The sequence below is a fragment of the Lentzea sp. NPDC037011 genome (assembly GCF_055607425.1).
This window is the reverse complement of sequence record NZ_JBVJRT010000021.1, coordinates 59,716-73,377: the sequence shown is the minus strand read 5'-3', so window position 1 is coordinate 73,377 and position 13,662 is coordinate 59,716. Positions and strand designations below refer to the sequence as shown.

Annotated in this window: 1 protein-coding gene; it reads left to right on the top strand. The window is 74.0% G+C overall.

Annotation, left to right across the window (positions count from 1 at the left end; all coding sequences use genetic code 11):
- Positions 1-43 precede the first annotated feature (43 nt).
- Positions 44-13,648, top strand: coding sequence for an amino acid adenylation domain-containing protein (locus ACZ7CH_RS38760; RefSeq protein ID WP_470376221.1), 13,605 nt, complete (start codon positions 44-46; stop codon positions 13,646-13,648).
- Positions 13,649-13,662 lie beyond the last annotated feature (14 nt).

The window sequence follows — 13,662 nt, the reverse complement described above, 5'->3', positions numbered from 1 at the left end:
GTACCCGTGGCGCTGCTGCGCGCCCGAAAGAGGTTGAACGGCGATGACGCTCCACGAGACGGTGCCCGCCGGCACACCGCTCTGCTCCCAGTCGCGCGACACGGTGGTCGGCCTGTTCACCGAGCAGGTCCGGCGCACGCCCACCGCGGTGGCGGTGGTCGCCGAGGACGGCGAGCACACCTACGCGGAGCTGGACGCGCGGTCGGACCGGCTCGCCCGGTGCCTGCCGGCGCTGGGGGTGCGGCCGGAGCGGCCGGTCGGCGTGCTGGTGGAGCGGTCGGCCGAGCTCGTGGTGGCACTGCTCGCCGTCCTCAAGGCCGGTGGCGCGTACGTGCCGCTCGACGCCCGTGCGCCCGACGAGCGGATGACGACCGTGCTGGCGGAAGCCGGTGCTTCGCTGCTGCTCACCGACACCACGTGGAAGGCGGTCGCCGACCGCGTGCACATCGGCCACGTGCTGGTCGTGGGCGACGAGGAGGCGCACGAGGGCACGGGTGGGCTGGCGGAGGTCCACCCGGACAACCTCGCGTACGTCGTGTTCACCTCCGGCTCCACGGGCGTGCCGAAGGGCGTGGCGGCACGGCACCGCGACGTCATGGACCTCGCCCGTGACGCGCGGTTCAGCGGCGGTGCGCACGATCGCGTGCTGGTGCACTCGCCGATGGCGTTCGACGCGTCCACTTACGAGCTGTGGGTGCCGCTGCTCTCCGGAGGTACCGCCGTCATCGCGCCTCCCGGTGACGTGGACGGACCGGTGCTGCGCAAGGCGATCGGCGAGCACGGCGTCACCGGGATCTTCGTCACGTCCGGCCTGTTCCGCGTGCTGGCGCAGGACGACCCCGCGTGCCTGACGGGTCTGCGGGAGGTGTGGACCGGCGGTGACGTGGTGCCCGCGGCGGCGGTGCGGCGGGTGCTGGAGGCGTGTCCCGGCACGACCGTGGTGGACGTCTACGGCCCCACCGAGACCACCACGTTCGCCACCAGCCACCCGCTGCCCGACCTCGGCTCGGTGCCCGACGTCCTGCCGATCGGCACGGCCCTGGACGGCATGCGCCTGCACGTGCTGGACGACGACCTGGACCCGGTGCCGGACGGGGCGACCGGCGAGCTGTTCATCGCGGGCACGGGACTGGCCCGCGGCTACCTCAACCGGCCCGGCCTGACCGCTGACCGGTTCCTGGCCGACCCGTTCGGTGCGCCGGGCGACCGCATGTACCGCACCGGCGACCTGGTCCGCTGGACGCCGGAGGGCACCGTCGACTTCGTCGGCCGCGTCGACGACCAGGTCAAGATCCGCGGCTTCCGGGTCGAGACCGCGGAGGTCGAGGCCGTGCTGGCCAAGCACCCCGGCGTCGTGCAGGCCGCGGTGCAGGCGCAGCTCGACCACAACGGCGTGAAGCGCCTGGTCGCCTACGTCGTCGGCACCGCACCGTCCGACGACGAGCTGCGCGACTTCCTCCTGCGGACGCTGCCCGACTACATGGTGCCGTCGGCGTTCGTGGCACTGGACCGCCTTCCGCTCAACACCAACGGGAAGGTCGACCGCAAGGCGCTGCCGGCCCCCGACTGGGGCTTCGACCGGCGCACCGCGCACGTCGCACCGCGCACCCCCGCCGAACGCGCCATCGCGCAGGCCTGGGCAGAGGTCCTCGCGGTCGACCCCGGCCGCGTCGGCGCGCAGGACGACTTCCTGTCCCTGGGCGGCGACTCGATCCAGGCCCTGCGGGTCGTGTCCCGGCTGCGCACGGCGCTCGACGTGCCGCTGTCCACCGGCGACCTGCTGGACGCGCGGACCGTCGCGGGTCTGGCCGACCTGCTCGCCGACCGCCTGCCCATCGCGGCGGACGACCGGATCACCGCGGTGCCGCACGACGCCGTGCTGCCGTTGTCCCCGGCGCAGCAACGGTTGTGGTTGCAGCACAAGATCGACCCGACGGGCACCGACTACAACACCGGTGTCGCCCTGCGGTTGCGCGGCCCGCTCGACCTCGACGCCCTGCGGACCGCGCTGAACGGCCTGGCCGAACGGCACGAGACCATGCGCACCACCTTCGCCGAGGTCGACGGGCGCGGCGTGCAGGTCATCACCCCGGCCGCGGTGGTGCCGCTGCGCGTGGAGGACCTTTCCGCTGCCGCGCACCGGGACGAGGCGCTCGACCGGCTGTGCGCGGAGGAGCTGACCACGCCGTTCGACCTGAGCACCGGCCCGGTGGTGCGCGCCGTGCTGGCCACGCTCGCCGACGACGACCACGTGCTGCTGCTCGACCAGCACCACATCGTCACCGACGGCTGGTCGGTCCGAGTCCAGGTCGACGACCTGCTGGAGCTGTACCGGGCCGCGGTTCGAAGAACAACACCCGACCTGAAGCCGCTGCCCGTCCGCTACGGCGACTTCGCGGCCTGGCAACGCCGCCGCGTCGAGGACCCGGCCGTCACCGGCCAGCTCGACCACTGGCGCACCGCCCTCGCGGGCCTCGAACCACTCGACCTGCCCACCGACCGGCCCCGCCCCGCGCAGCGCACCACCCGCGGTGCCGTGCACCGCGAAACCCTGCCGGGACAGCTGGTGCAGCGCCTGACCGAGGTCGGTCACACCGGTGGCACCACCCTGTTCACCACGCTGGCCGCCGCCGTGCAGCTGCTGATGGCCCGCTACACCGGCCGCCGCGACGTGGCCGTCGGCACCGCCTCCGCCGGACGTGGCCGGCCCGAGCTCGACGACCTCGTCGGCTTCTTCGTCAACACCCTCGTCCTGCGCTCCACAGTGGACCCGGCTGTGCCGTTCGAGCGTTTCTTGGCCGACGTGCGCGAGACCGTGCGCGACGCGTTCGCCCACGACGAGGTGCCGTTCGACCGGCTCGTCGACGAGCTGCGGCCCGACCGCGACCCGAGCCGCACCCCGCTCGTGCAGGCGCTCGTGGTGCTGCAGCAGGAGATGGTGCGGTCTACGGCGGTCGGCGACCTGGACGTCACCGAGCACCACCTGCCCCGGCCGCGCGCCCGGTTCGAGCTGCTGGTCGAGTTCTGGCCGCGGGACGGCGCGCTGGAGCTGACCCTGGAGTACAACACCGACCTGTTCGACGCCACCACGATCGAGCGGATGGCCGGTCACCTCAGGACCCTGCTGGAGGCCGTGGCCACCGAACCCGGCCGGCCGCTGAGCGAGCTCCCGCTGCTCGACCGGCAGGAACGCCACCAGGTCCTCGACGCGTTCAACGACACCGCCGTCGACCGGCCCGCCGCCACGATCACGGCCCTGTTCGCCGACCAGGTCCGCCGCACGCCGCAGGCCGAGGCCGTCGTCGCCGGCGGCACCACGCTGACCTACGCCGAGCTCGACTCCCGCGCCAACCGCCTGGCGCACCACCTGCTGCGGCACGGACTGCGCGCGGAGGAACCGATCGCGGTGCTGCTGGGCCGCTCGGCCGACCTCGTGGTCGCCGAGCTGGCCGTGCTCAAGGCGGGCGGCGCGTACGTCCCGCTTGACACCAGGGCACCCGCCGAACGCCTGGCCGTCCTGCTGGCGGGCAGCGGCGCCGCCGTCGTGCTCACCGACCGGACCTGGCAGGCCACCGCGCAGGAGGTCCACGAGGGCCACGTCGTCGTGCTGGGTGACCAGGACGGGGCGACCTCCGCGCCGGACGTGGTCGTGCACCCCGACCAGCTGGCCTACGTCATGCACACCTCGGGCTCCACCGGCGTGCCCAAGGGCGTGGCCGTGCGGCACCGCGACGTCACCGACCTCGCCCGCGACCGGCGGTTCACCGGCGGCGCGCACGAGCGGGTCCTGCTGCACTCCGCGCCCGCGTTCGACGCCACCACCTACGAGCTGTGGGTGCCGCTGCTCTCCGGCGGCACCGTCGTGGTCGCCCCGGCGGAGGACCTGGACGCGGACCGGTTGCGCGACCTCGTCACCGGGCACGGGCTGACCGGGCTCTGGCTGACCGCCGGCCTGTTCCGGGTCATCGCGCAGGACGACCCCGACTGCCTGACCGGGCTGCGCGAGGTGTGGACCGGCGGCGACGTCGTGCCCGCCCCCGCGGTCCGCCGGGTGCTGCGCGCCTGCCCCGGCATCGTCGTGGTCGACGGCTACGGCCCCACCGAGACCACCACCTTCGCGACCTCGCACCGCATGGCCGACGCCGACGCCGTGGACGACGTGGTGCCGATCGGCCGCCCGCTGGACGGCATGCGGCTGCGCGTGCTCGATGAGAGCCTGACGCCCGCCCCGGTCGGCGTGCCGGGTGAGCTGTTCATCGCGGGCTCCGGCCTCGCGCGGGGGTACGCGGGCCGGCCGGGGCTGACCGCGGACCGGTTCGTCGCCGACCCGTTCGGAGCGCCGGGGGAGCGGATGTACCGCACCGGCGACCTGGTGCGGTGGCGGCCCGACGGCACCGTCGAGTTCGTCGGCCGCACCGACGACCAGGTCAAGATCCGCGGGTTCCGCGTCGAACCGGGCGAGGTCGACACCGCCCTGTCCGCGCACCCGGCGGTCGGTCAGTCGGTGACGGTCGTGCGGGTCGACGACACCGGCCGCAGACGGCTGGTGACCTACCTGACCGCCGTGGACACCGCACCCGAAGCGGCGGCGTTGCGGGAGTTCCTCGGCCGCGTGCTGCCCGACTACCTCGTGCCGTCCGCGTTCGTCGTAGTGGAGGCGTTGCCGCTCAACGCGAGCGGCAAGGTCGACCGGCACGCCCTGCCCGACCCGGTGTGGGCCACCGCCACCGGCGCGCACGTCGCCCCCGCCGACGGACCGGAGGCCGTGCTGGCCGGGATCTGGGCGCAGCTGCTCGGCGTCGACCGCGTCGGCGCCGGCGACAACTTCTTCGAGCTGGGCGGCGACTCCATCCTCAGCATCCAGGTGGTGTCGCGCGCCCGGCAGGCCGGGCTGTCGCTGAGCCCCGGCGACCTGTTCCGCCACCCCACCGTGGCGGCGCTCGCGGCCGTGGCGACCGTCGCCGGACCAGCCGAGACCGACCAGGGCCGGGTCGTGGGAGACGTGCCGCTCACACCGGTGCAGCGCTGGCTGTTCGCCACGAACCCCGACCACCCCGAGCACTTCAACCAGGTCCTGACCGCCGAGCTGGCGTCCGATGTGGACGTCAACGCCCTGCGCACGGCCCTGGCCGCGCTGGTGGAGCACCACGACGCGCTGCGGATGCGGTTCGAGCGCACGGACTCCGGCTGGCGCCAGCACAACGCGGCGGCCGAACCGGCCGAGCTGCTGACCACGAGCCCCTGCACGGGTTTCGACCTCGCGACCGGGCCGCTGCTGCACGCCCAGCTGCACGAGTCGGTGCTGCGCCTGACGATCCACCACCTCGTCGTGGACGGCGTGTCGTGGCGCGTGCTGCTCGAAGACCTCGTCACGGCCTACGACCAGGCGGCCCGCGGTGAGCCCGTCCGGCTGGCCGCCAAGACGACGTCGTTCCGCGACTGGGCGCACCGGCTCACCCGGCACACCGCCGACGGCGGGTTCGACGACGAACGCGACCACTGGACCGCGACCGCGGCGGTGGACCCGTCCCTGCCCGTCGACCACGACGGCCCCAACACCGCCGGGTCCACCCGCGCCGTCTCCGTGCGGCTCGACGGCGACACCACCAGGGCGTTGCTGCAGGACGTGCCCGGCGCGTACCGCACGCAGGTCAACGACGTGCTGCTGAGCGCGCTCGGCCGGGTGCTCGCCGACTGGACCGGCCGCTCGCGGGTGCCGGTGGACCTGGAGGGCCACGGCCGTGAGGACGTGCTCGACGGCGTCGACCTGTCCCGCACGGTCGGCTGGTTCACCTCGATCTTCCCGGTCGCCCTCGACGTGCCGGAAGGCGACTGGGGACCAGTCCTCAAGTCGGTCAAGGAACAGCTGCGCGCGGTGCCGCGCAAGGGCATCGGCCACGGTGCCCTGCACGAGCCCGGCACCGGTGGCCCGCAGATCAGCTTCAACTACCTCGGCCGGCTCGACTGGACGGGCGTCGAGGGCGGCGTGCTGCACGCCGTGCGCGGCAGCCTGGAGCTCGACGGCGCACCGCGGGCGCCGCGCCCGCACCTGCTCGACGTCGTCGGCGCGGTCGAGCACGGCTGCCTGGAGCTCACCTGGTACTTCAGCGACCAGGTGCACGACGAGACGACCGTGCGGCGCCTGGCCGAGGCACTGGCCACGGCGTTGCGCGAGGTCGTGGTCCACTGCTCCCGTCCGGGTTCCGGCGGTCGCACGCCCTCGGACTTCCCGCTGGCACGCCTGGACCAGGCGGCGGTGGACCGGCTCACCGGTGACGGCCGCGACGTCGAGGACCTCTACCCGCTGACGCCGATGCAGGCCGGCATGGTGTTCCACGGCCTGGTCGACGGCACCACCTCCGGCGCCTACTTCAACCAGGTCCGCTTCCGGCTCACCGGCGTGACCGACCCGCACGCGCTGGCCGAGGCCTGGCAACGGGTCGTGGACCGCAACGCCGTGCTGCGCAGCGAGGTCGTGTGGGACGGGCTCGCCGAACCGCTGCAACGCGTGCGGCCCGAGGTGACCCTGCCGGTCACCCACCTCGACTGGACCGGCCTCGACGAGGACGCCGAGTTGCACGCGCTGCTGGAGAGCGACCGCGCGGCCGGGATGGACCTGACCGCCGCACCGCTGATGCGCGTCGCGATCGCCCGCCTGGCGCACGACGAGGTGTTGGTGCTGTGGACGTTCCACCACGTCCTGCTCGACGGGTGGAGCGCGGCCCAGCTGTTCACCGAGGTCTGCGAGCACCACGCGGCCATCACCCGCGGCACGGCGGGACCGGCCACGGCCCGCCCGCCGTTCCGCGAGTACCTGCACTGGCTGGACCGCCAGGACGGCGCCGAGGCCGAGAGGTACTGGCGGAGGGTGCTCGACGGCTTCGCCGAGACCACGCCGCTGCCGTTCGACCGCCGCCCCGTGGACGCGCACCGCGCCCAGTCCGGTGGCACCGTCCGGTTCGAGCTGAGCGCCGAGAGCACCGAACGGCTGCGCGAAGCGGCCCAGCGCAACGGCCTGACCGTGAACACCGTGGTGCAGGGCGCCTGGGCGGTGCTGCTGGCCCGCTACGCCGGCACGTCCGACGTCGTGTTCGGCACCACCGTGTCCGGCCGGCCCGCCGACCTGCCCGGTGTCGAGTCGACGGTCGGCATGTTCATCAACACCGTGCCGACCAGGGTCGCCGTCGACCGCGGCCGCGACCAGCTGTCGTGGCTGCGCGAGCTGCAGGCCGACCAGGCGGAGGCACGGCGCTTCGAGCACGTGCCCCTGTCGCGGCTGCGCGGGTGGAGCGACCTGCCCGGCGGCGCGAACCTGTTCGACAGCATCCTCGTGTTCGAGAACTACCCGTTCGACGAGGACGCCATGGCCGAGCACGGCCTGCGGCTGCACGACGTCTACGCGCACGAGCCCACCAACTACGCGCTCACCGTCGTGGTCTCGCCCGGCCGGCACCTGGTCGTCGAGCTCGACCACGACCCCGACCTGTTCGACGAGGCCACCGTGCAGCGGCTCGGCGGGCACCTGCGGCTGCTCCTGGACGACCTGCTGGCCGAGCAGGACCGGCCGCTGCGCGAGCTGCGGCTGCTCGACGACGCCGAACGCGAGCAGGTGCTGGTCGAGTGGAACCCCACCGGCGGGAACTACCCGGTGGCGACGCTGCCGCGGTTGTTCGCCGAGCAGGCCGCGCGCACCCCGGACGCCGTCGCGGTCACCTGCGGGGACGAGCACCTGACCTACGCCGAGCTGGACGCCCGCGCCAACCGGCTGGCGCACCTGCTCGCCGACCGCGGTGCGGGACCGGAGGAGTACGTCGCGCTGCGGCTGCCGCGGTCCACCGACCTGGTCGTGGCGGTGCTGGGCGTGCTCAAGTCCGGCGCGGCCTACCTGCCGATCGACCCGTCCTACCCGGAGGACCGGATCGCGGGCATGGTCGAGGACACCCGGCCGGTGACCGTGCTGACCGAGCTGCCGGACCTGTCCGGGCTGCCCTCGACCGCACCGGACGTCGTGCTGCGGCCGGAGAACCCCGCGTACGTCATCTACACCTCCGGCTCCACCGGCAAGCCCAAGGGCGTCGTCGTCCCGCACGCCAACGTGGCCCGGCTGTTCTCGGCCACCGACGCCTGGTTCGGGTTCGGCGCCGACGACGTGTGGACCCTGTTCCACAGCTACGCCTTCGACTTCTCCGTCTGGGAGCTGTGGGGACCGCTGCTGCACGGCGGCCGGCTCGTCGTCGTGCCGCACGAGGTGTCGCGCTCGCCGCGCGAGTTCGCCGACCTGCTGGCACGGGAACGGGTCACGGTCCTCAACCAGACGCCGTCCGCGTTCTACCAGCTCATCGCCGAACAGCCGCAGGACCTCAGCCTGCGCTACGTCGTCTTCGGCGGTGAGGCGCTGGACGTGCGCAAGCTCGCGGCCTGGAACGGCCCCGGCGAGCTGATCAACATGTACGGCATCACCGAGACCACCGTGCACGTCACGTGGACGCCCGCCGACGGCACCGTCGGCGAACCCATCCCGGACCTGCGCGTGTACGTCCTCGACGAGGACCTGCGACCGGTGCCGCCCGGTGTCGTCGGCGAGATGCACGTCGCCGGCGCAGGCCTGGCGCGCGGCTACCTCAAGCGGCCCGGCCTGACCGCGTCCCGGTTCGTCGCCGACCCGTTCGGTGCCCCCGGCTCCCGCATGTACCGCACCGGCGACCTGGCGCGCTGGAAGGACGGCCGGCTCGACTACCTCGGCCGCGCCGACCACCAGGTCAAGATCCGCGGCTTCCGCATCGAGCTCGGCGAGATCGAGGCCGCGCTCGAAGCCCACGACGACGTCACCGCCGCCGTCGCCGACGTCCGCGAGCACGCCGGGCGCAAGGTCATCGTCGGGTACGTCGTCGGTGGCCGTGGCGCCGACCTGCGCGGGTTCCTCGCGCAGACGCTGCCCGAGCACATGGTGCCCTCGGCGTTCGTGCACCTGGACCGGCTCCCGTTGACCGGCAACGGGAAGCTCGACCGCAAGGCGCTGCCCGCACCGGAGTGGGAGACGACCGGCACCCGGCACGTCGAGCCGCGCACGGAGACCGAGCGCGTGCTCGCCGGCATCTGGGCGCAGGTGCTGGGGCTCGACCGGGTCGGCGTCGAGGACGACTTCTTCGAGCTGGGCGGTGACTCGATCATCAGCATCCAGGTCGTGTCCCGCGCCCGGCAGGCCGGGTACGCCCTGGCGCCACGCGACCTGTTCAGCCGTCCGACCGTCGCCGCGCTCGCCGCCGCCGTGCCCGCGGTCGCCGCGGAACAGCAGGACGTGCCGCGGGGCCCGGTGACCGGCGACGTCCCGCTGACCCCGATCCAGCGGTGGTTCCTCGACGCGGAACCGCCGCACCCCGAGCACTTCGACCAGGTCGTCGAGGTGGAGTTCACCGACGAGGTCGACCGCACGGCGTTGCGCACGGCGTTGGCGGCACTGGTCGAGCACCACGACGCACTGCGGATGCGGTTCGAGCACACCGCGACCGGCTGGCAGCAGCACAACCCGCCGGTCGGACCCGTCGACGTCCTGTCCGAGGTGGACGGGTTCGACCTGGGACGCGGACCGCTGCTGCGGGCCACGCCGCTCACGTCGCACCGGGTCCGGCTCACCGCGCACCACCTCGTCGTGGACGGCGTGTCGTGGCGGGTGCTGCTGGAGGACCTGGAGACCGCCTACCTCCAGGCCGTGCGCGGTGAACGGGTCCTCCTCCCGGCGCGGACCACGTCGTTCCGCGACTGGGCGCTGCGGCTGGCCGAGCACACCGCGGCCGGCGGGTTCGACGACGAGGCCGGGCACTGGGCCGGCGTCACCGGTGACCCGGGCGTGCCCGTGGACCGCACCGGCACCGGCACGACCGGTTCCGTGCGGGGCGTCACCGTCGAGCTGAACGCCCAGGAGACCAGGGCCCTGTTGCAGGACGTGCCCGCCGCGTACCGCACGCAGGTCAACGACGTGCTGCTGAGCGCGTTGGGACGGGTGCTGGCCGGGTGGACCGGCCGCGACCGGGTGCTCGTGGACCTGGAGGGCCACGGCCGCGACGGCGACTTCCTCGACGGCGTCGACCTGTCCCGCACGGTCGGCTGGTTCACCGCGGTGTTCCCGGTGGCGCTCGACGTGCCGGCGGGGGACTGGGGCGCGGTGCTCAAGGCCACCAAGGAACGGCTGCGCGCGGTGCCCCGCCGCGGCATCGGCTTCGGCGCGCGGTACGGCGGGGTGCAGCCGGCGGTGGCGTTCAACTACCTCGGGCAGTTCGACGGCGTGGCGGGCACGGCGGTGCGCACGGCCGGTGGGATCAGCGCCGACGCCGCACCGGACACGCCCCGCCACCACCTGCTCGACGTCGTCGGCGCGGTGCAGGACAAGCGGTTGCAGCTCACCTGGTACTACAGCGACGAGGTCCACGACGAGCCGACCGTGCGCGTGCTGGCCGAGGCGATGGCGGTGGCGCTGCGGGAGATCGTCGCGCACTGCGCCCGGCCGGGAGCGGGCGGCCGGACACCGTCGGACTTCCCGCTGGCGGGCCTCGACCAGCCCGCGGTGGACCGGATCGTCGGCGACGGCCGCGCCGTCGAGGACGTCTACCCGCTGACGCCGATGCAGGCGGGCATGGTGTTCCACAGCCTGTCCCACGGCCACGAAGGCCTGTACACCGAACGGATCTCGTTCGTCCTCGACGGCGTCACGGACGTCGAGGCGCTGGCCCGTGCGTGGCGCGAGGTCGTCGCACGGACCCCCGTCCTGCGCAGCCGCGTCGTGTGGGAGGGCGTCGACCGGCCCGTGCAGGTGGTCTGCCGCACGGTCGACGTGCCGATCAACGACGGGACCGGCGGCGAGCTCGACCTCGGCACCGCGCCGCTGCTGCGGCTGGAGCTGACGCGCGAGTCGGACACCTCCGTGCGGGTCGGCTGGACGTTCCACCACGTGCTGCTCGACGGGTGGAGCACGTTCCAGGTGCTGACCGACGTCTTCACCTGCTACGCGGCGTTCACCGCCGGTCGCGAGCCGGACCTGCCGGCCCGCCGGCCGTTCGGCGACTACCTGCGCTGGCTCGCCGCACAGGACGCGACCGAGGCGGAGGAGCACTGGCGGCGGGTGCTCGGCGGGTTCGCCGCACCCACCCCGCTGCCGCTCGACCGCCCCGCCGCACCGGGTCACGCCACCCGGACCGCCGCCTGGACCACGGTCACCCTGCCCGGTGGCGAGCTGCGCGAGTTCGCCCAGCGCAACGGGTTGACGCTCAACGCCGTCGTGCAGGGCGCCTGGGCGCTGCTGCTGGCGCGCTACAGCGGCCAGGACGACGTGTGCTTCGGCTCCACGGTCTCCGGCCGCCCGGCCGACCTGCCCGGCGCGGACGCCATCACGGGCATGTTCATCAACACCCTGCCGGTGCGCACGGAGGTCGTGCCGGACGAACCGGTCGCGGCGTGGCTGCGGCGCTTGCAGGCCGACCAGGCGGAGGCGCGGCGGTTCGAGCACGTGGCGCTCGCCGACCTCCAGGCCTGGAGCGACGTGCCGGGCGGCGTCGACCTGTTCGCCAGCATCGTGGTGTTCGAGAACTACCCGATCGACGAGGCCGCGGCCCACGGGGTCGTGCTGCGCGACCTGGACGCGGTCGAGACGACCAACTTCCCGCTCAGCCTGGGCGTCCGGCCCGGCGCGGAGCTGGAGTTCCGGCTCAGCTACGACCCCGACCTGTTCGACCTCGCCACGGTCGAGCGCATCGCCGGTCACCTGACCGCGGTGCTGCGCGGTCTGACCGCCGACCCCGGCCGCGCGCTGGGCGAGGTCGACCTCCTCGACGACGCCGAACGCCGGCTCGTCCTCCCGGAGCGCGTGCGGAGCAGCGTCCCGGACGCGACCGTGGCCGAGCTGTTCGCCGCCCAGGCGGACCGGGCCCCGGACGCGACCGCGGTGGTCGCGGGCGGCACGTCGCTCACCTACGCCGAGCTGGACGCCCGCGCGAACGCGTTGGCACAGCGGCTGATCTCGCTCGGTGTGCAGCCGGAGGAACGCGTCGGGCTGCTGCTGCGCCGATCGGCCGACGTGGTGGTCGCGGTGCTCGCCGTGCTCAAGGCGGGCGGCGCCTACCTGCCGCTGGACAGCCGGGCGCCGGTCGAACGCCAGGGGCTCGTGCTCGACCAGGCCGGGAGCCGGGTGCTGATCACCGACTCCGACACCGTCCCGTTCGACGGGCACGTCGTCGTCCCCGGCGGTGAGACGTCAGCCGAACGGCCCGCCGTGGCCGGACACCCCGACGGCCTCGCCTACGTGGAGTTCACCTCCGGCTCCACCGGCACGCCGAAGGGTGTGGCGGTGCGGCACCGGGACGTCGTGGCGCTCGCGCTCGACTCCCGGTTCGACGGCCCGGCCCACCGGACCGTGCTGGTGCACTCACCACTGGCGTTCGACGCCTCCACCTACGAGCTGTGGGTGCCCCTGCTGCGCGGCGGCCGGGTGGTCGTCGCGCCGCCGCAGGACCTGGACGCGGCCGCGCTGCGCGAGCAGATCACCGCGCACGGCGTGACGGCGCTGTGGCTGACCGCGGGCCTGTTCCGGGTGCTGGCGCAGGACTCGCCGGACTGCCTGGTCGGCGTGAGCGAGGTGTGGACCGGCGGTGACGTCGTGCCCGCCGCCGCGGTCCGCCGGGTCATGGCGGCCTGCCCCGGACTGGTGGTGGTCGACGGCTACGGACCCACCGAGACCACGACGTTCGCCACCTCCCACCGGATGACCGGCCAGGACGACGTGCCGGACACCGTGCCCATCGGCTCCGCGCTCGACGGCATGGCCACCTACGTGCTGGACGAGCGGCTGCGGCCCGTTCCGGTCGGCGTGCCCGGCGAGCTGTACCTCGCCGGGGCCGGCCTGGCCCGCGGCTACCTCGACCGGCCGGGCCTGACCGCGTCCCGGTTCGTCGCCTGCCCGTTCGGTGCGCCGGGGGAGCGGATGTACCGCACCGGCGACGTCGTGCGGTGGCTGCCCGGTGGCGTGCTGGAGTTCGCCGGCCGCGCCGACGACCAGGTGAAGCTGCGCGGGTTCCGCATCGAGCTCGGCGAGGTCGAAGCGGTCCTGGACCGGCACCCCGGCGTGGGCGGGCTGGTCGTGGTGGTCCGCGAGGACTCCCTCGGCGGCAAGCAGCTCGTGGCCTACCTGGTACCCGCCGACCCCGCCCGTGCACCGGAACCCGCGGACCTGGCCGCGTTCGCGGGACGAACCCTGCCCGACTACATGGTGCCCTCGGTGTTCATGGTGCTCGACGCGCTTCCGCTGAGCACCAACGGGAAGGTCGACCGGGCCGCGTTGCCGGAACCGTCGGCCACCGCGTCCGCCGCGCCGTACGTGGCGCCCAGGACGGAGACCGAGGAGGTCATGGCCGGCATCTGGGCCGAGGTGCTGGGCGTGGAGCGCGTCGGCGCCGAGGACGACTTCTTCGCACTCGGCGGCGACTCGATGCGCAGCCTGCTCGTCACGTCCCGGTGCCGCGCGGCCTTCGACGTACCGCTGACCCCGCACGACGTCCTCACCGCCCGCACGGTCGCCGACCTGGCGGGGCTGGTCGAGGAGAAGATCCTGCTCGAGCTCGAACGACTCGCCCTCGAAGACGGCGCCAACCAGGAACTGTGAGGAGACACCACACC